Annotated in this window: 20 protein-coding genes; 13 read left to right on the top strand and 7 right to left on the bottom strand. The window is 61.0% G+C overall.

Features of this window, described 5'->3' with window-relative positions:
• Positions 1 to 9 precede the first annotated feature (9 nt).
• The 3 genes from K2Q04_RS00640 to K2Q04_RS00630 all read right to left on the bottom strand — a co-directional run bounded on the left by K2Q04_RS00640 (position 10) and on the right by K2Q04_RS00630 (position 1,765).
• On the bottom strand, positions 10 to 1,023 hold the full coding sequence (locus K2Q04_RS00640; protein ID WP_291157900.1) for an SRPBCC family protein: 1,014 nt from the start codon (positions 1,021 to 1,023) through the stop codon (positions 10 to 12).
• Positions 1,001 to 1,357 (bottom strand): metalloregulator ArsR/SmtB family transcription factor, encoded by a 357-nt coding sequence (locus K2Q04_RS00635; RefSeq protein WP_291157898.1) that lies wholly within the window; start codon positions 1,355 to 1,357, stop codon positions 1,001 to 1,003. The genes K2Q04_RS00640 and K2Q04_RS00635 overlap by 23 nt, the downstream gene beginning before the upstream one ends.
• Positions 1,358 to 1,588: 231 nt before the next feature.
• Complete coding sequence (locus K2Q04_RS00630; RefSeq protein ID WP_291157896.1) at positions 1,589 to 1,765, bottom strand: DUF465 domain-containing protein; 177 nt, start codon at positions 1,763 to 1,765, stop codon at positions 1,589 to 1,591.
• A 249-nt stretch (positions 1,766 to 2,014) separates the two neighbouring features.
• On the opposite strand from K2Q04_RS00630, the gene K2Q04_RS00625 reads away from it, so the two are divergent.
• From K2Q04_RS00625 to K2Q04_RS00615, 3 genes are read left to right on the top strand one after another with little or no spacing between them, the layout of a single operon-like run.
• Positions 2,015 to 2,221, top strand: a complete 207-nt coding sequence (locus K2Q04_RS00625) for a DUF465 domain-containing protein (protein ID WP_092868080.1) — start codon at positions 2,015 to 2,017, stop codon at positions 2,219 to 2,221.
• Between the two features lie 49 nt (positions 2,222 to 2,270).
• A complete protein-coding gene (locus tag K2Q04_RS00620) occupies positions 2,271 to 3,290 on the top strand; it encodes a ligase-associated DNA damage response exonuclease (RefSeq protein ID WP_291157892.1) in 1,020 nt (339 codons plus the stop codon).
• A gap of 2 nt (positions 3,291 to 3,292) precedes the next feature.
• Positions 3,293 to 5,197: a cisplatin damage response ATP-dependent DNA ligase gene (locus K2Q04_RS00615; RefSeq protein ID WP_291157890.1), complete on the top strand. Its 1,905-nt coding sequence runs from the start codon at positions 3,293 to 3,295 to the stop codon at positions 5,195 to 5,197.
• Between the two features lie 29 nt (positions 5,198 to 5,226).
• Here the strand turns inward: K2Q04_RS00615 and K2Q04_RS00610 are convergent, their stop codons facing one another.
• Positions 5,227 to 6,429 (bottom strand): aminotransferase class V-fold PLP-dependent enzyme, encoded by a 1,203-nt coding sequence (locus K2Q04_RS00610; protein ID WP_291157888.1) that lies wholly within the window; start codon positions 6,427 to 6,429, stop codon positions 5,227 to 5,229.
• A 234-nt stretch (positions 6,430 to 6,663) separates the two neighbouring features.
• Here K2Q04_RS00610 and K2Q04_RS00605 point away from each other — a divergent pair, with 234 nt between their 5' ends.
• Positions 6,664 to 8,007 (top strand): amidase, encoded by a 1,344-nt coding sequence (locus tag K2Q04_RS00605; RefSeq protein WP_291157886.1) that lies wholly within the window; start codon positions 6,664 to 6,666, stop codon positions 8,005 to 8,007.
• A 12-nt stretch (positions 8,008 to 8,019) separates the two neighbouring features.
• Here K2Q04_RS00605 and K2Q04_RS00600 read toward each other — a convergent pair whose 3' ends face one another.
• The 3 genes from K2Q04_RS00600 to K2Q04_RS00590 form a co-directional block, all read right to left on the bottom strand.
• Entirely contained in the window at positions 8,020 to 8,928 is a 909-nt protein-coding gene (locus K2Q04_RS00600) for an NAD(P)/FAD-dependent oxidoreductase (protein WP_291157884.1), read from the bottom strand.
• On the bottom strand, positions 8,918 to 9,382 hold the full coding sequence (locus tag K2Q04_RS00595; protein WP_291157882.1) for an Rrf2 family transcriptional regulator: 465 nt from the start codon (positions 9,380 to 9,382) through the stop codon (positions 8,918 to 8,920). The genes K2Q04_RS00600 and K2Q04_RS00595 overlap by 11 nt, the downstream gene beginning before the upstream one ends.
• Positions 9,383 to 9,539: 157 nt before the next feature.
• Complete coding sequence (locus tag K2Q04_RS00590; protein WP_290995051.1) at positions 9,540 to 10,508, bottom strand: D-glycerate dehydrogenase; 969 nt, start codon at positions 10,506 to 10,508, stop codon at positions 9,540 to 9,542.
• Positions 10,509 to 10,717: 209 nt separating this feature from the next.
• On the opposite strand from K2Q04_RS00590, the gene K2Q04_RS00585 reads away from it, so the two are divergent.
• From K2Q04_RS00585 to K2Q04_RS00545, 9 genes are all read left to right on the top strand, one after another.
• Positions 10,718 to 11,095 (top strand): hypothetical protein, encoded by a 378-nt coding sequence (locus K2Q04_RS00585; RefSeq protein ID WP_291157880.1) that lies wholly within the window; start codon positions 10,718 to 10,720, stop codon positions 11,093 to 11,095.
• A 152-nt stretch (positions 11,096 to 11,247) separates the two neighbouring features.
• A complete protein-coding gene (locus K2Q04_RS00580; protein ID WP_291157878.1) occupies positions 11,248 to 12,873 on the top strand; it encodes a tyrosine-protein kinase domain-containing protein in 1,626 nt (541 codons plus the stop codon).
• 357 nt (positions 12,874 to 13,230) lie between these two features.
• Complete coding sequence (locus K2Q04_RS00575; protein ID WP_291157876.1) at positions 13,231 to 13,689, top strand: hypothetical protein; 459 nt, start codon at positions 13,231 to 13,233, stop codon at positions 13,687 to 13,689.
• 15 nt (positions 13,690 to 13,704) lie between these two features.
• Complete coding sequence (locus K2Q04_RS00570; protein ID WP_291157874.1) at positions 13,705 to 14,370, top strand: MotA/TolQ/ExbB proton channel family protein; 666 nt, start codon at positions 13,705 to 13,707, stop codon at positions 14,368 to 14,370.
• Complete coding sequence (locus K2Q04_RS00565; RefSeq protein ID WP_291157871.1) at positions 14,370 to 14,819, top strand: biopolymer transporter ExbD; 450 nt, start codon at positions 14,370 to 14,372, stop codon at positions 14,817 to 14,819. Before K2Q04_RS00570 ends, K2Q04_RS00565 begins: the two co-directional genes overlap by 1 nt.
• A 17-nt stretch (positions 14,820 to 14,836) precedes the next feature.
• Positions 14,837 to 15,562 (top strand): energy transducer TonB, encoded by a 726-nt coding sequence (locus tag K2Q04_RS00560; protein WP_291157868.1) that lies wholly within the window; start codon positions 14,837 to 14,839, stop codon positions 15,560 to 15,562.
• 224 nt (positions 15,563 to 15,786) lie between these two features.
• Positions 15,787 to 16,659 (top strand): HAMP domain-containing sensor histidine kinase, encoded by an 873-nt coding sequence (locus K2Q04_RS00555; protein WP_291157866.1) that lies wholly within the window; start codon positions 15,787 to 15,789, stop codon positions 16,657 to 16,659.
• Positions 16,660 to 16,681: 22 nt separating this feature from the next.
• Positions 16,682 to 18,679 (top strand): DUF87 domain-containing protein, encoded by a 1,998-nt coding sequence (locus K2Q04_RS00550; protein ID WP_291157864.1) that lies wholly within the window; start codon positions 16,682 to 16,684, stop codon positions 18,677 to 18,679.
• Positions 18,680 to 18,857: 178 nt separating this feature from the next.
• Positions 18,858 to 19,076 (top strand): sugar phosphate nucleotidyltransferase (locus K2Q04_RS00545; protein ID WP_291157861.1); only part of this gene is annotated, 219 nt, incomplete at its 3' end.

The following is a 19,076-nucleotide window of genomic DNA, read 5'->3' as shown; positions in this document are numbered from 1 at the left end:
GGCTCACAGTCAGCGCTTCTGAATGTGCGCCAAATAAGCTTCCAGCTGCTCGAGCGTGCCGGACCAGCCCTGCGTCATGCTCGGGCGACCCTTATCGAAGGTTTCGCTCTCTTCGTCGCTCGCGTTGTACGGAGTCCAGGAAACTGTGAGCTTCGTGCGGCCATCGTCGAGTTCTTCGAATGTGAAGAGCGACAACAATTCCAAAGGCCAACCCGGGCTCATCGGGTGGCGCGTGAGACCACCCTCCGCATCCGAGAATGAGTTTATCAAGACAATGCGCTCGGGCGCTGAGATTTCGCGATAGACGAAGCGTCCCCACATCGCGGAGCCATCGGGCGCGTGCATGCCGTAGTGGAACATGCCGCCCGGACGCAGGTCCATCTTTGCGGCGATGACCTTGAAGCCCTTCGGCCCCCACCAATGCTTCATATGCTCCGGCTCGGTGAAGACTTTGTAGACGAGGTCGCGCGGCGCATCGAAGATGCGCGAAATGACAAACGGCTCCACTTTCCGATTTTCGGTACTTTTACTCACGGCGTTTCCTTCCCTTCGAGCCAAATGGACATCGAGGCGGGCGAGCGTCTGGTGTGCACCCTCGACGGCACCGAACTTCGCCATCTCGTCGCGGCGTTCACGCGTTGCTACGAGCAGGCGCAGCGTGACGCGCGTTTTGCGCTTTTCCGTTTCGAACGTGATCCAGACTTTGAACGGCTCGAAGTCGGGCCTGTCCGCGCCAGCGTCGTGATCGTAGGTGAGAAGTTCCGGCACTTTCACTTCGGTGTAACGCACGCGTTTCGGATAATCCGTGCCGTCGGGCCCGTGCATCGTGAACAGCCATTCGCCGCCAGGACGAACGTCCATCTTGTATGTCGTCGTCGTGAAACCGTTCGGGCCCCACCAATTGCTTATGTGATGAGGATCCTTGAATGCCTCGAACACGAGTTCGCGCGGGGCGTCGAAGACGCGCGTGGCGACAATTTCCCGGTCGGCTTCGCTCGCATCACTTCGGTTTTTTGCGACCACCTTTTTTCTCCTTCGCCTGCAACACACGTAGATACTCGTCCAGCCGATCGAAGCTCTGCTCCCAGAACTTCCGGTAGTGCTCGACCCAGTTGTCGACTTCCTTCAGCGGCCCCGGTTCCAACCGGCAGGGCCGCCATTGCGCCTCGCGCCCGCGCGCGATGAGCCCCGCCCGCTCCAGAACCTTGAGATGCTTCGAGACGGCCGGAAGGCTCATCTCGAACGGTTCGGCGAGGTCGGTGACAGACGTTTCGCCAAGAGCCAGCCGCGCCAGGATCGCCCGCCGCGTGGGATCGGCGAGCGCTGCGAAGGTTTCACTCAGTCTGTCTGGAGCCATATATTTATCCATTAGGTTAAATAACCAATCGGTTAAATACAGGCGATGGAACCACGCGTCAAGCAGCTCGACTTCTGCTGTCTCTTTCGAACGCCTCACAGGCTCGCCGTTCGACGATGACGGGCGTTGGGTGACTTAAAATCGGCTAAAAATATAAAAGCCCCGCCCGGAGACTGATGTCCGCTCCGGTGACAGGGCCTGGGAAAGAGGAAATTTTGCGGGCGAGTCGCGCTAGTGGCGCGTATCTCGTCTTATCCGCTCCATCTCGTCCTTGAGCTTCAGTTTCTCTTGTTTCAATCTACGGATTTCGATGTCGTCAGATCCGGGGCTCGCAGCCGCTTGGTGGATTTTTTGTTCGAGAGCCCGATGCTTCTCCGCGAGTTCAGCCAGATGAGCCGTAATCGTCATCAGTTGCCTCCTAAAGAGATTGCAGACGTTGAAATCGTGCCACACGTTTTTGGCGTTGTCCAACGTCTCTCGCGGCTAAGCTGCGATGTTTGACATTTGTTGCGGAGCCAAAAACTGGCCTTAGAGAATCGTGAAATAAATTCATAGGATTAGAAAGATCGGCCTGGATCGCGCTTTTGCCCTGTTGCCATATTGAGGGCAATCACCCAAAAGGCTGCGATTGGACTGGGCAGTGGGCAGGGAATCGTTATGGAGCGGCGCGACGAACGCGAGCTCAGAGAAGAGCTGGTAACTTTGCGGGGCGAGCACCGGAAGCTCGACTGCGAAATCGCCGCTCTTGAAGGTGACGCTTCGGCTGACCAACTTCTGATCAAGCGGCTGAAAAAGAAGAAGCTTGTTCTGAAGGACCGGATCACGCAGATCGAGGATAAGCTGCTTCCCGATATCATCGCGTGAACGTCATTCTGTACGTGGCTGCTTCGCAGTTACGTGCGTTTAATGGTTCATGATCTCGCTCGCACCTCCCGTCGACAGCTGGCTGTACCCTGTCGGGTCCGGCATCTATTGCGAGCCCGGCGATTTTTATATCGATCCGGGCCGGGCGGTCGATCGCGCTGTTATTACGCATGGGCACAGCGACCATGCGCGCGCGGGCCACCGCGCGGTGCTCGCAACGTCCGAAACCATCGAAATCATGAAGGTGCGCTACGGCGAGGATTGTGCCGGCGCATTCCAGCCGCTCGCCATCGGGGAAACCATCGACATCAACGGCGTCAAGGTGCGGCTGGTGCCGGCCGGGCATATTCTTGGGTCGGCGCAAGTCGTCATCGAATGGGCCGGGCGGCGCGCCGTCGTTTCCGGCGACTACAAGCGTGCGAGCGATCCGACATGCGCTCCCTTCGAACTCGTCACGTGCGATGTGTTCGTGACCGAAGCGACGTTTGCACTCCCGGTTTTCCGCCACGAGAAGGCGCAGCACGAAGCCGAGAAGCTACTTTCCTCTCTCCGCGCAGAACCGGACCGGACACACCTCATCGGCGCCTACAATCTCGGCAAGTGCCAGCGGATGATCCGCGTCGTTCGCGATGCCGGCTATGACAAGCCAATCTACCTGCATGGCGCGGTGGTCGCGCTGACGGAGCTTTATCAGAAGCTCGGCGTGGATCTCGGCGAGCTGCTGCCGGTTGCGGGCACCGATCCGAAGTCGATGCGCGGCGGCATCGTCATGTGTCCTCCTTCCGCGCTCGGTGATCGATGGTCGCGGCGGTTCGGCGATCCGGTCAACGCTTTCGCGAGCGGTTGGATGCGCGTACGCGGCCGTGCCCGTCAGCTTGGCGTCGAGTTGCCGCTCGTCGTCTCCGATCACGTCGACTGGCCGGAGCTCATTCAGACGGTCATCGAAACGGAAGCCGAAGAGATCTGGGTGACGCATGGCCGCGAGGATGCGCTCGTCCATTACCTCGGCACACTCGGCCGGAAGGCTCGCGCGCTCGCGCTCGTCGGATATGGCGAGGAGGCCGAATAGCGATGCGCGCGTTCGCCCGTCTCCTCGACTGCCTCGTCTACACGCAGAGCCGCAATCGCAAGGTCGCGCTGCTCGGGCACTATTTCCGGACAGCGCCCGATCCCGACCGTGGCTGGGCGCTCTCCGCTTTGACGGATGGCGTGCCGATCCGCTTGCCGCTCAGGCGGATGTTGAGCGATCTCGTTACCCGCTTCATCGATCCGACGCTTTACCGGCTGTCGCGCGATTACGTCGGCGACACGGCGGAAACGGTGGCTCTGCTCTGGCCTGATGATCGATCTGTTCTTCCCCCTGCCCCGCCAGTGGGAGGGGAACAACACACATGGGGTGATGGCGAAAAGGAAAAGCCGAAGCAGCTCGCCCTCGATCTTACCCCCACCCCTAACCCCTCCCCGCAAGGGGGAGGGGTTAGGGGTGAGGGGCAGACCGAAGCGCCGTCGAATGTTGCCGCCCCTCACCCTAACCCTCTCCCCGTGAAGGACGGGGAGAGGGAACGCGCTTCTCTCCTCCCCTCGACGGGGAGGGGTCGGGGGTGGGGTGATCTGGGGCACAATTCCGGAGAGCCGCCTGAACTCTCGCTCGGCGCGGTGATCGACGCGATGGCGGACGGCACGACGGCAGAGCGCACCGAGCGTCTCGGCCGTCTTCTCGATCAGCTCGATGCGACCGGGCGATGGGCTCTTCTGAAACTCATCGGCGGTGCGCCACGCGTCGGCGTTTCGGCTCGTCTTGCGCGTACCGCGCTCGCCGAAAGCTACGCCCGCGACGTTTCCGAGATTGAGGAGGTATGGCATGCGCTCGAGCCGCCGTATCTCGAACTCTTCCAGTGGCTCGATGGCAAGGCGGAGCGTCCCGATCCCGGCGCGAAGCCGGTTTTTCGCCCCGTCATGCTCGCGCATCCGATCGAGGAGGAAGACTGGCCGCGCCTTTCTCCGGAAGACTTCTCCGCCGAATGGAAATGGGACGGTATCCGCGTCCAGGTCGCAGCGCGCGGCGGCGATGTCCGCATGTTCTCGCGGCAGGGGGACGATATTTCCGGGGCCTTTCCGGAAATCCGATCGGCGTTCCAAGGACACGACTGCGTGGTGGATGGCGAGTTGCTGATCATGCGCGACGATAAAATCGCGCCGTTCAATGACTTGCAGCAGCGTCTCAATCGCAAGTCGGTCACGGCGAAGATGATGTCGTCGTATCCTCCGCACGTGCGTCTCTACGATCTTCTGTTCGATGGGGAGGAAGATCTTCGCGGGCTTTCGTTCAGCGAGCGGCGCCTTCGCCTCGAAGCCTGGTATGCGAAGCATCATCCGCGGCTGACGGATGTCTCGGAGCTCGTTCCATTCAAATCGTTCGACGAACTCGGCGTGCTGTGGTCGTCGGCGCGGGCTGAAGGCATCGAAGGACTTATGCTGAAGCGACGCGCGAGCCCCTATCAGGCCGGCCGGGTCAAAGGCGAATGGTTCAAGTGGAAACGCGCCGCGCTAACGCTCGACTGCGTGCTGATGTACGCGCAGCGCGGCTCCGGCAAGCGCTCGTCCTACTATTCCGATTACACATTCGGGGTCTGGCGCACGGACGAGAACGGCGAACGGCAGCTCGTGCCCGTCGGCAAAGCCTATTCGGGATTTACGGACGAAGAGCTGTTGGAGCTCGACAAGTGGATCAGAGGGCATACGACCGAGACGTTCGGCCCGGTTCGCGCCGTCGAGCCGGAACTTGTGTTCGAGGTCGCGTTCGACGCGGTGCAAGAGTCGACGCGGCATAAATCGGGCGTCGCGATGCGGTTTCCGCGCATTCACCGCATCCGCTGGGATAAGCCCGCGGCTGAAGCGGATACACTCGATACGGTGCTGCGGATCGTTGGGGGCGGTGCCGCTCAGAACTCGGCGGCACCGTCCGATCTTGTTTGAATTGGCCGATCTTGTTTGATCAGGCCCGCTTAGGCAGCGGCCGCCTTCACAGCGTTTGCCGTTTCGGCGATGTAGCTCATCGCAGCGGTAACGCCGCCCTTCTTATGCGGAACGCCCGCAAGCTCAAAGCCCATCTCGACGCCGGTCAGCGCGCCGAGAACCGTCAGCTCGTTGGTGTCACCGAGATGGCCGATGCGGAAAGCCTTGCCCGCGATCTTGTTCAACCCGGTTCCGAGCGACATGTTGAAGTTGTCGAGCACGAGCTTGCGATAGGCATCGGCGTTGTGGCCTTCCGGCATGACGACCGTCGTCACGGCGGGCGAATAGTACTTCGGATCGCGGCATTGGATCTCGAAGCCCCATGCCTGAACCGCGCGCCGCGTCGCTTCCGACAGACGCTGATGACGCGCGAAGACGTTCTCGAGGCCTTCCTCGTTGATCATGTCGATCGCCTCGGCGAGACCGTAAAGCAGGCCGGTCGCCGGGGTGTAGGGGAAGTAGCCCGTCGCGTTCAACGCCAGCATCTCGTCCCATGCGAAATACGACTTCTTGAGTTGAGCTGTCTTCGACGCTTCGAGCGCCTTGGCGCTGATCGCCGTGAACGACAATCCCGGCGGCAGCATCATGCCTTTCTGCGAACCGGCGACGGTGACGTCGATGCCCCACTCGTCGTGACGGAGATCGGCCGCACCGAGCGACGAGATCGCGTCGACCATGAGCAGTGCCGGATGCTTCGCGGCATCCAGCGCCTTGCGAACTTCATCGAGCCGCGAGAGGCAGCCCGTCGACGTCTCGTTATGGACGACGCAAACGGCCTTGATCTTGTGGCCGGTGTCGGCCTTGAGCCGCTTCTCGATGAGATTGGCGTCGGCGGCGATGCGCCAGTCGGTCGGGATGACTTCGGTCTCGAGACCGAGGCGGCGCGCCATGGCTTCCCACAGCACGGCGAACTGGCCCGTCTCGCACATCAGCACCTTGTCGCCCGGCGACAGCGTGTTGGTGAGGCTCGCTTCCCAAGCGCCGGATCCCGACGCCGGATAGATAATGACGTGGCTCTGGGTCTTGAATATGCCTTTGATGCCGCTCAGAACGCGTCTGCCGAGCTGGCCGAACTCAAGGCCGCGATGATCGAGAATCTGACGCGACATTGCCGCCAAAATGCGCTCCGGCACGGGCGTCGGCCCCGGGATCTGCAAAAAGTGGCGGCCAGGACGGCGATTTTCTCTCGTCATTATAATAGTCCTCAAGGATCTTTTTATTCAGCTCCGGGGGTGTCCTAGTACTGAACCGCTCCGGATACAATTGTTTGGGACGCCGATTTGGGCCGATCCGCGGCGCTTTTTGTCTCGGCAGCGCCGCAGCTGAGAAAAAATGCTTCTTTCCCGTAAAGGCCGCGATATTGACACACCCGCAGCCTTGCCACGCCGCGAAGGCCGCACAATCGACCGAGACGGAAGGGCGACCCAGTGAGTAAGCCGAATTTCAGCACGAATCTCGAACGCCTTACGGCTTCCGAAGCGCGGGACCTGCTGATCGCGCGAGATATTACGTCGGCGGATCTTGTGGGCACATACATCGCACGGATCGCCGAACGCGACAAAGATGTTGGCGCCTGGGCGCACTTCGACGCGGGCAAGGCGCTCGAAGCTGCTCGCGCCAGCGACGCGCGGCGCGCGCGCGGAGAAGCTATGCCGCCGCTCGCGGGAATTCCTGTCGGCGTGAAGGATATCATCGACACCAAGGACTATCCGACGGAACTCGGGTCGGAAGTCTTCGCGGGGCGGCAACCATCAGATGACGCATTCGTCGTTTCGCAGCTCAAAGCCGCGGGCGCGATCGTGCTCGGCAAAACGGTGACGACGGAGCTAGCATTCTTCGGTCCTGGCAAAACGCGTAATCCGCATGATCCGGAGCGTACACCGGGCGGCTCTTCGTCGGGATCGGCGGCGGCCGTCGCGGACGGGCAAGCGCCTCTTGCACTTGGCACGCAGACAGCGGGTTCCGTCATCCGGCCCGCATCCTATTGCGGCGTCATCGGCTTCAAGCCGACGTTCGGATATACGTCCCGCACTGGCGTTCTGGCGCAATCGCCTCCGCTCGACACAATCGGCGGCTACGCGCGATCGGTCGAAGACATCGCGCTCTTGTTCGATTGCATGAGCGACTTCGATGCTGCCGACGGCGACATGACGGCGGGGGCGAAGCCTTCGCTTTTGGCAGCTCTAAAATCATCCGAGTTGCAGGCTCCGCGTCTGGCATTCGTGAAAACGCCTGCGTGGCCGCAAGGCGACGAGGCGATGCGCGCGGCGTTCGAAGGGTTCGCTTCGCGCTTTGGAATTGCTGAAATGCCGTTGCCGCCGGAGTTCGACGAGATCCTGCGTCTCCAGCAGATCGTGCAGTTTTCCGACATCGCGCGGAATTACGGCCCAATCGCCGATGCCAATCCGGATCGCGTGTCGGCGAAGCTCAAGGAAATCATTGCAGAGGGGCGGACGTTTTCACAGGCGGACTATGACGCCGCGCGGAAGAAGCAGAATGTTCTTTACGGGGCGCTGCGACCGATCCTCGATACCTACGACGCAATCCTCACGCCTGCCGCGGCGGGCGTTGCACCAGTCGGGCTCGGCGGCACCGGCAGTCCGATGTTCAACGGGCTTTGGACCTACCTCGAGATGCCCTGCATCTCGCTGCCGCTGCTCGAAATCGATGGTCTTCCCCTCGGCGTGCAGCTTGTCGGTGCACGCGGTGAAGATGCACGGCTGCTGCGCGTCGCGGCGTGGCTGATGAAAGAACGGGGCCCGAAGCCATAACGGAAGACGCGTTCAAGCGGCCAGCGGCGCGAAAACCAACGATTGATGCAAGAAGACGCCCGCGGTAATGCCATCGGCGACCGCCCAGTTCGCGTTGTGCGGCATGCGCGCGATATCTCCCGCGGCGTAGACGCCCGGCACGGTGGTCTGCTTTTCGGCGTCCGTACGTATGATGGATCCGAGAGGCGTCTCGTCCACAGCGCAGCCGAGCTGCTCGGCAATCGGGCTGTTCAATCGTGACCGCGGCGCGAGGTAGAGGGCGTCGATCGCCGCGCTTCGTCCATCTTCAAGATGCAAAGACGACAATGCGTAATTCTCGCCTTCCAGACCGACAATCCGCGCTGGCTCGATTGCTACGCCGCGCTGCGCGAGCTTCGCCAGGGTTTGCTCGTCAAGAGATTCACCGCCGTTGAGGTAGAAGGTCGTGGGGCCCCATTCGGCAATGAAAAGTGCCTGATGCGATGACATCGGCATGGTCCGGAGAACTCCGAGGCGGCGCCCCGCATATTCGAAACCATGACAATAAGGGCAATGGAGCACGCTCTTACCCCAACGCTCGGCCAAGCCGGGCAACTCCGGCAGCGTGTCTGAAAGACCGAACGCGAGCAATAGCTTCGTTGCCGTCAGTGTTGCGCCACCCTTGAGCGTCACCTCGAAACCGCCAGCGACGGCGCGCGCACCGCTCGCTTCGTCGAAGAGCGTTCGCACAGTTGGATAGCGCTGCACCTGAGCACGAGCCGCAGCAATCATCGTGAGCGGATTATTTCCGTCCTGACCGAAGACGCCGTGTGCTGCATCGGAGAAACGATTACGGGGCCTGCCGGCGTCGATAACGCAAACCGATCGGCGCCCTCGCGCTATTTGAATGGCTGCAGACAGTCCGGCAAAACTACCGCCGATGATGATAGCGTCATGCTGCATGGATCGTACCCAAATCGATTGTTTTACCGCTCGCGAGCATGCGAGCATGAAAGTCGGCGCTGAGATCGGCCAGCGTTACCTCGGCGAACCGGTCAAGAAGAAGCGTTTCAGCATCACGGAAAGCGCCATCCAGCGCTGCATTCACGGCCTGCTCCACGATGCATCCGGGTGATTCCGTTCGATTGCCCATCGCGAAAAGCTCCGGCGACCCCACCGCGACGTAGATATCGCGCAGCGTGATCGCGGAAAGCTCGCGGGCGATGGTCCAGCCGCCGCCATGACCTTTCCCGGAGCGGACGAAACCTGCCTCGCGCAGCCCAGCCATGATCCTGCGGACGACTACGGGGTTCGTCTGCATAGCCTTCGCCATTTCTTCGGATGTAACCGGCGCTTTTGCCTCCGCCATGTGGAGGAGGACATGAAGAATGCCCGAGAGCTTGCTATCTCGTTTCATGTAACTTCATATGTTACATGATGGAGCAGATGTCAACCCCGAAAGCGGTAAAGCCGATTGCTGCGCTGTCGCCGTCGACGCAAAGCAGAGGATGACAACGCACAAAAAAAATGGCCGGGGCGAGCCCGGCCATTTTGAATGTCGCGATGAAACGATCTTACGCCAGCTTGAAGGGCATGTCCTTGCCGGCGAAGAAGGCATCGATGTTGTCGAGCGCTTCGAAGCCCATCTGATTGCGCGCTTCGATCGCCGCCGATCCCAGATGCGGGAACAGGAACGTGTTCGGAAGATCGTAATAGCCTTCGTTGATCTTCGGCTCGCCGGCGAAGACATCGAGGCCAGCGTAAGCCAGGCGTCCCGACTTCAGCGCCGCGATCATGTCCTCGTCCTTGACGAGGTCGCCGCGCGCCGTGTTCACGACGATGGCGCCTTGCGGCAGCTTCTCGATCACGTCCTTGTTGAAGAAGTAGCGCGTCTCCGGCGTCGAAGGCGCGTTGATCGAGAAGAACTGCGAGACCTTCAAGAGACTGTCGAGGCTGTCGTGATAGGTGGCGTTGTACTTCGCCTCTACCTCGGGCTTGGCGCGATAGATGTCGTAGTAGTGGATTTCCATGTCAAAGCCGCGCGCACGCTGCGCGAGGGCCTGGCCGATCTTGCCGAAGCCGTAAATGCCGAGCTTCTTGTTGTCGAGGCGCTGACCGACAAGTTGCAGCGGCTGCCAGCCGGGCCAGGAGCGCGTGCGGATCATCTTCTCGCCTTCTCCGGCGCGACGGGCGGCGCCAAGTAGAAGAAGCATGGCGATTTCCGCCGTCGCCACTGTGACGCCGTGCGGCGCGTTGCCGACCTTAATGCCACGCTTCTTGCAAGCTTCGAGATCGATGTGATCGAAGCCGATCGAGAACGTCGAGATGCACTTGATGTTCTCGGGGATCTTTTCGATCACCGGCGCCGGGCACTTCTCGTTGAGAGTCAACAGAATGGCGTCCACCGACTTCGCCGTCTCGAGCATCTCGTCGACGGTGATCTTCGGGTTGTCGCCGTGCGCGATAACATCATAAGTCTCTCGGGCGCGGGCCATGGCGGCTTCAGGCAGAGGCCAGGTAATCAGGATCTTCTTTTTCGACATGAGGTGAGGGTTCTCCGGGAGATCGGACGTTGATCGCAGGCACCGCTTGTGCCCCACCGAGCGGGGTCTGACAAGCCCGCTACGCCGCTGCGCTGCACCGCAACCGGCCGAAGCGAAACGCTTTTTTCACCAAGACGGGCCCAGAATGCGGGCCGGATATCATGGGCCGGCCAATCGATTGGCGCGCCTTCGGGCCTTAGGCAAACGTCATGCGTACAATCTTGCTTGGTTTGGTGGTGCTTGCGGGCGCGAAGGTCTGGTTTCAGGACCGCGCCTATCGGGCCGCCATGAGCGAAGCGGTTGTCGAAGCCTATCGCGAGCGCGCCATCGAGGTCTGCCGCCGAAATGCTCCAAAGCGCGCCACGGGGACTCGCGACGAGGCGCCGGCTCAATGGGCGGCCCCTTCACAAATCGAGGCCGTGATCGGCAATCCCGATATCGACGTCGCGATTTGGGATACGCAGAACCCGCTGTGGAGCCAGCGCTACCGCGATCCACATCTCATTCTGACGTCGTCGGCCGGCGGCCGCAGCGCGCGGTGCGCCTACGATGTCCACGAAGGCGGCGCGAAACTCTCGCTGCGCTAGTGCGATTTCGGTGCAGATGCAGCGGCCGGCGGTAATAACTTAACCAATAAAGCCCTGTTCATAATTGATCCTGACAATAGCGAGTGATTCGGCATTGCCGGGCACGCGGGCGAATATTCACAGCGCCCGGACTTCACGGGCACTACGGGACGATGAGCCAGGAAACGGCATCACCAGCACGGCGCGGCATGGGACTCGGCTTCCCCGGCGCCCGATCGGCCATCGTCAAGCGCGCCAAGGCCGTCGTGGTTTTGCCGGTCCTTACCGCGCTCTTCGCCATGGCCGTCGTGGCCGTCATTCCCGACCGGTATACAGCTTCGGCTCTCATTCAGACGGACCCGCAGCAGAGACCTGCAAGCAAGGCCGCCAATATTCCTGCCCCGGCCGATACGCTCGCTTCCGAAGCCGAGCGCCGGGAGATCGAGAAGCAAATGGACTTCATGCGGTCGGCCCGGATCATCGACGCCGTTATCACCGAGCTTCAACTGTCGAACGATCCTGAACTCAACAGACGTTCGCTCTTATCGTACCTCACCGGATTGGTGACGCGTCCGGCGCCGGGCGAAGCTCTGCGCGAGGCGATAATCGACAGGCTGAGCATCAGCCGCGTCCGCAGCACGTTCCTCGTCACCGTGCAGGTCACGACGAGAAATGCGGAGAAGTCCGCTCGTATCGCGAATGCGATCGCAACCCAATACCTTGCGCAACAGCGGTCGCCGGTCGCCGCGGATCCTGCAGTTCCCGCCAAGTCGGGCGAACTAACCGCTTCCGAGCGCATGTTTGCAACCCTCATCGGCAAGTATGGGCTGAGCAGTCCGCTCGCCGGACCGCGCATTGTGGCGGCTGCCGGTGCACCGAACCGCCCGGCAGGACCGAGGCGTGTTCGCATCGTTGCGATCACCGCCGGATCGACATTGTTGATGGCGCTTCTGCTCGCGCTCTGGCTTGAGCGGGAAGCCCTACGTCAGACGCGAAAGGTCGAGAAAACCCTCGCCTGCCCGCACATGATCTCCATTCCGGCGATGACTGCGCATTCCGATCCGAAAGCGAATGTGCGGGGCGCGCGGATGATCGTCGCCGAACCTCAATGCGTCTACGCGGAGGCCGTGCGAAAGGTCTGCCGTGAGCTTGGACAGCGTAAAACAGATGAAGCGTCACGCGTGATCTTGGTTGCGTCCGCCTTGCCCGACGAAGGCTCGGAGAGTTTCGCGTCGAATATCGCTCATTACTTCGCGGTCTCCGCGCAAGAGACCCTGCTGGTCGACTGCGATTTTCGAGGTAAGAGCCTGACGCGCGAACTGACGCCACGGAATTCCAGCGGGCTTCTCGATCAGATCGCTGCGCGCGCGCCGATCGAGGACGTGATCTTGCGCGATAATCTCACCGGCTTGCATTTCCTGCCGGCGTCCGGCCCCACGCCGATCCCCCTCGCGGTGGCGACAGCCATTCGGTCACTGGAATTTTCGCGGTCGATCGCCGGTCTCAAGTCGCGGTTTCCCATCATCGTATTGTCCGCGCCGCCTTTGCTGCCGATCTCGGACGCTCGCGTACTCGCGGAGCTCGCCGACGAAATCGTATTTCTGACCGCCTGGCACCGGACTCCGAGATCGCTCGCTAAAAAAGCGCTGACGTTGCTCGAGGCCAACCAGAAGAAAGTCGTCGGCGCTGTGCTGACGGACGTCGCCGAGGAGCAATCCGTCGGCGTCATGAGCTTCGCCGCGATTTTCGATGAGATCCGCCGAGCCGCGCGCATGCCGTCGATGCCTCGCGCCGCCTGACGATCCGGCCGGCGCTCGCCACGCACGAAACAACCTCCCGCTGTGGTTTTCTTTTCTTGCGTATCGATAGTCGGCTGTTGCTCGGCGTCGTGGCGAACGTTTCGTCGGACAAACCGCGTTCATGGCACGCACGGGAATTCTTTCCCATACACCTCGGGAAGAATTCTCGACGCAATGCAATCGCAAAAACCATTTTTGCCGTTCGCCATAGCGCGACCTGAAAATGGTTCTAAATCAGAGCGTCATGGGGGCCTCAATCAGCGAATACTTACGAATTTCACACTGGTAACCGAACAGCAAAATCGCTACACGCGTTTCCGGAAATCCGACATTCTTTCGCTAAGAGAAGGTCATCGCGTGATCAGAGCTTTCAAGCGTCACTGCCTTGCATATGCGCTCGTTCTGTCGGTCGGTGCAGCGGCGACACACGCTGTTGCCGATCCGGCTGCTACTCCGGCTTCGACAGCGCCCGCGACCCACGTCGAGTTGAACAAACTCGAGAGTTCCGAGAAGGGTTGCCGCGCCTATATGGTCGTCAATAACCCGAGCGAGACGACCTATCAGTCGTTCAAGATCGACCTCGTGCTGTTTCAAACCGATGGCGTCATCGGGCGGCGTTTTTCGATCGATCTGGCGCCGCTCCGGCCCAAAAAGAAATCCGTGAAGCTCTTCGAGATCGATGGAATTCAGTGCGATAAGATCGGCTCATTGCTGATCAACGACGTCATGGATTGCAAGGCCGAAGCCGGGCCCGTTTCGGGATGCCTCGAAAACCTTAAGACCTCGACCCTCACAAACGTCCAACTTTCCAAGTAACCCGGTGACTGCCTGATGACTGAAGAAATTATCGGAAGAGATTTATCGATCCTCGGCCTCTTCCAACATGCCGATATCGTCGTGAAGTCCATCATCATCGGGCTGTTGCTGGCCTCTGTGGTTTGCTGGGCGATGGCGTTCGAGAAGTTCATTCGCGTGTGGTTGGTCAATCGCGAGATCCGCGTTCTCGAAGCCAACGGCAAATCCGGTACCCTTCCTTCGGGCCGTGCAAACAGCCTGGTCGGTGCCGTAGGCGACGCTGCCCGCACGGAGTGGGCCGAGGGCGCGGACGCGGCTTCAGCCGGCGAAGTGCGCGACCGTCTCGAAGTCGCCATGCGCGCCGCCGTCAAACGTAAGCTGAAGAGCATCGAACAGGGCTTGCCGTTTCTTGCGACGCTCGGATCGGCCGCGCCGTTCATCGGATTGTTCGGCACCGTCTGGGGCATCATGAATTCGTTCACGGCAATCGCTCAGCAGAAAGATACGAGCTTGGCCGTTGTCGCGCCCGGCATCGCGGAAGCGTTGTTCGCAACGGCCGTCGGCCTCGCAGCTGCTATCCCGGCCGTTATTTTCTACAACCAGATCACGGTCGCACTCGGCCGTGCGTCGGAACGGGTTGCGCCCGCCATCGTCGGTTTGGCGCGTACGCTTTCCCGCCGCGGCGTTGAGGGTGTGAACTGATGGGAATGTCCGTTGGCAGCTCGTCGGGCGAAGACGGCGACAGCTACAAGCCTCTAGCCGAGATCAACGTTACGCCGTTCGTCGACGTGATGCTCGTGCTGTTGATCATCTTCATGGTCGCTGCGCCCCTGATGGTTCAGGGCGTGCCGCTCGATCTGCCGAAGACATCGGCGTCGAAACTCGGCGCGCAGAAAAAGCCGATGGTCGTTTCGCTTGCCCCCGACGGGAAGCTCTACATCCGCGATGAGGAAGTGACGCGCGATACGCTCGTGTCACGCCTCATGCAGATCAAGTCGAGCGAGGGCGACGGCGTCGTGTACGTGCGCGCGGATCGAAAAATTGCCTATGGCGATGTGATGGAACTTTTGGGGCGCGTCGGTGAGTCTGGTTACGCGCGTGTGTCCCTTCTCTCCCAGCCTTCGCCATCCGGAGAAGCCGTAAAGAACTAATGCCCAGAGCCGCCGGAATGAACGTGTTGCGAGCGACCGCCATTCTTCTGTCCGTGCTGATCCACGGCACGATCGGCTATGCGATGCTGCCTGATTTGCAAAATTCCGACATGGAGGCCCTCGACCTCGGCAAAGGCACGGACATCGTGCTCGTCCAGCAAGGCATCGCGACGGAGGGCATATCGAAGCTCGGCGATGCGATGGAGACCATCGAGACGACCGAGATCGTTCCTGTCCAGGAGCAGCAGTCCAAGCCTCCGGAAGAAGTCAAACCGGACGAGCTTCGCGACGTCATCACGTCCGACGCCAGCGATGTCGAGGCGGACGTCGTAAAGACCGAGGAACCGCCGCCGCCGGAGACTAAGCCGCCGGAGCCGCAGGTTGTCGAGACGAAGTCGCAGCCCGAGCAGGTCGCGATCGTGACCGAGCAGAGCTCGGGCGAAGCGAAGTCGGGCGGCAACGCCCGGGAGTTCGGTCTCTATCTCGGCAAGATCAACGACCATGTGCAGCGTGCCAAGGTAAATCCCCGTACGACCGTTGCCGGCACCGTCATTATGAGATTCACGATCGGCGTCGATGGGGCCCTGCTCTCCAAGGAAATTGCGACAAGCTCTGGCTCGAAGCTTCTCGACGACGCCGCGACGGCGGCTATCGACCGCGCAGCACCCTTCCCGCCGATCCCGCCGGAAGTGAGTGTAAAGCCGCTGGCGTTCACCCAGCCCTTCAAATTCATCATGCGGTAAGAGGTTCTGTTGCGCTTGCAATAGATCCAGTAGATCGCGCTACCCGTGCGACAACTCTTCCGGGACTCGCGCCCCTGCGGGGGAGATGCGCGGAATTGTCAGTTTTCTGAAGTCATTCGAGTTGCAGCCGCAGCCCGAAAGCGGTGGGGCTTTGAATTAACCTTGAGTTAGCTACTCGCCCCTAGATTGAAACTGCTTTCAGCACTGCGTTAGGCTGCAATATGATGTTTGGATCAGTTGGAACGGCCAAATCCAACTCCCTGATGAACGAGTATGCGTCGCTGTTGAGCGATGCCGTTCTGCGTCATCGCGCGCGCGTCGCCGAGCAATCCGCGCGCATCGAAGCGGAGCTTGCCGGCAAAGTAAAATCCGAATTCATCGCAAACATGAGCCATGAGCTCAGAACGCCGCTCAATACCGTCATCGGCTTTTCGAAGCTTCTGACGCAGCATCAGCAGCGCCGCTTGCCGGACAAAGAGATCGTCGAATACGCGACGCTCATTCAGGATGCCGCGGGGCACCTCCTCTCGGTCATCAACGATATTCTCGATATCTCCAAAATTCAGAGCGGGAAATATTCGCTCGATGCGCGCGAGGTGAATGTCGGCGAAATTCTCGCCGGCTGCATCACGTCGTTCCGGACGATGGCAAGCGAAGCGCATGTGGATTTGCGCTTCGGCATTGCACCCGATTTGCGCCCCATCCGCGGCGACGCCGAGAAGTTGCGTCAGATCTTCACGAACATCATTGCCAACGCTCTCAAGTTCACGCCGGCAGACGGCACGGTGGACGTCAGCGCGCTGCGGACCAGCAGCGGCGGCGTCATCATCGCCATCCGCGACAGCGGCGTCGGCATGACGGACGAAGAAATCGCTATCGCCATGACGCCGTTCGGGCAGGTCGACGCAGGCCGCTCGCGCTGGAGGGAGGGCGCCGGTCTCGGCTTGCCGATCGCCAAAGCGCTTGTCGAGCTGCACGGGGGTTCACTTGAACTCCGTTCGAATAAAGGTACCGGCACGGAGGTCATCATCAGCCTTCCGACGCGGGACAATGTGAGCGCGGTCGACTCTACGCAAATGATTGCCAACGGCGCTTAACAGGACCGAGATCCGGATCACTATGGCTGGCACAAGTACCTCAAGTCAGATGAATGGCGGCTCCGATACCTCGATCGGGCGTATCGTTTCGGTCACTGGATCGAAGGCGATCGTCTTGCTCGACGGCGCCGGCGACCTGCGCGCCCGTTCGCCGGATGGCCGGCCCGAAATGGGAACCCTGCTCGCGATCGAAACCAGCCGCACGACCGTGCTCGCCATTGTTTCGGCGTTGAGCGTTCCTGTCCCGTCGCAACGCGATGGCGACAGCGAGGTCTGGATCGCAGAACTCGGTCTCGTCGGCGAATTGACGACCGCCGGCGAAAGCAAGACGCCGAAATTCAACCGTGGCGTCACCGGCTATCCGGCGCTCGGCGACCGGGTTCGCCTCGCATTGCGGACAGAGCTCGAAGCAACGTTCTGCGGCGATAGCGGAGCAATGGTGCGTGTCGGCACGATCCGCCAGGACAGCACGATCCCCGCGATGGTGCGCGTCGACGAACTGCTCGGCAAGCATTTCGCGATACTCGGCACTACGGGAACCGGCAAATCGTGCACGACGGCGCTGATCCTCAGATCGATCGTCGAAAAGAACCCGAACGCGCACATCGTGCTGCTCGATCCTCACAACGAATATGCGACGGCATTCAGCGAATGGGCCGAGGTGATCTCGCCGCGGAACATGCAGCTGCCTTACTGGCTGCTGACGTTCGAGGAACTGCAAGAAGTTCTCGTCGGCGACAGCGACCGCAAAGCCGAGATCGAGATCCTTCAGGAAGTGATCCCGATTGCCAAGGCGCGCTACAATAGCGGCCGCGCGGGTGAGCCTGCGAAGCTCCGCCGCGGCTACTCGGACGCGAGCCGCTACACGGTCGACACGCCCGTTCCCTATCGCATTTCCGACTTGCTGCTGCTGATCGACGAACGGCTCGGCAAACTCGAAAACAGAAAAGACCTTGCGCCGTACCGGATTCTCAAGCACCGGATCGAGACGATCTCGCAAGACGGTCGCTACGCGTTCATGTTCGGATCGCTCACCGTTTATGACGGCATGACCCAGGTGCTCGGCCGAATTTTCCGGGTTCCCGTCAACCACAAGCCGATCACGATCCTCGAGCTGACCGGCATCCCGTCGGAAGTCGTCAACGTCGTCGTTTCGGTTCTGTGCCGCATGACGTTCGACTTCGCGCTATGGAGCGAGGGCCAGGTGCCGGTGACGCTCGTCTGCGAAGAAGCGCATCGCTACGTTCCCGTGAACTCGACGCTCGGCTTCGAGCCTTGCAAGCGCGCGATCGCCAAGATCGCCAAGGAAGGCCGGAAATACGGCGCCTCGCTTTGCATCGTCACGCAGCGCCCGGCGGAAATCGATCCGACCATTCTTTCCCAGTGCAACACGGTCTTTGCTCTTCGCATGTCGAACGACCGCGACCAGGAGATCGTCTCCTCGGCGGTCGCCGACACCGGTGCCGGGCTTTTGGAATTCCTGCCGTCCCTCGGGCAGCGCGAAGCGATCGCGTTCGGCGACGGCATGGCGTTGCCGGTACGGATCAAGTTCGACGAACTGCCGAAGCGCTGCCTGCCGAAGTCATCGACTGCGAACTTCTCGGAGCGGTGGCAGAAGTCTCTCGGCGACGATGGCTTCCTCGATCAAATCGTCGAGCGGTGGCGCGCCTCGGGCATACCGGCAAACAACGATGGATCGCAGCATCTCGCAATGATGGCGGATGCTCTCGGCTTTCACGGCAACGCGCATGCGGGCGCGGCGCCGGACGCTCATGACGCCGCTCACGATGCCAGCGCTCCGGGGCATAAAATGCCGTTGGCGCCGACGCCTTACGGGACCACGTCCGCCGTTCCACGGCCGAGCATGCCGCTGCCCCGCCGCGAGGTGCCGCCGGCCCTGCCTTCGGGTAACCCCTCGGGCTCGGCCCCTGCCACAGCTTCGCATCAGGGCAGCAAATCATCCACGTCGGCGGAATCCCTCAGGTCGCTGCGCGAACGCCTGACGCGTCCGCTAGGCTGATTGGTTCAAGTTTTGCACGGGCGCTTCTGCACGGCTGTCGCATTTGGGCCGTACACGTTTCGTCCGATTGGCGTTCGTTCGTCGCGTGGATTTCCTATTAATTTGCGCGAATGTCCCTGAAGGCCGTTTGTGCGCTACATAGACGTTGACCTTTGATATTGGGGGATACCGTTTCTCGATGAGCAATATTTACCCAGTCATTCTGTCGGGCGGGTCGGGGACGCGGTTATGGCCGCTGTCGCGGGCGATGTATCCGAAGCAGTTCATCCGGTTCTTCAACGGTCAAAGCTCGTCGTTCCTCGGCGCGGCGCTCGGGCGGCTGCCGGGACCTCAGGGTTTCGAGCGGCCGATCCTCCTGTGCAACAACGACCACCGGTTTCTGGTGCGCGAGGAGTTG

The sequence above is a fragment of the Hyphomicrobium sp. genome (assembly GCF_019753045.1).
GTDB lineage: Bacteria > Pseudomonadota > Alphaproteobacteria > Rhizobiales > Hyphomicrobiaceae > Hyphomicrobium_B.
Note: the sequence above shows the minus strand (reverse complement) of the source record. Positions and strands in the feature narration are given on the sequence as shown.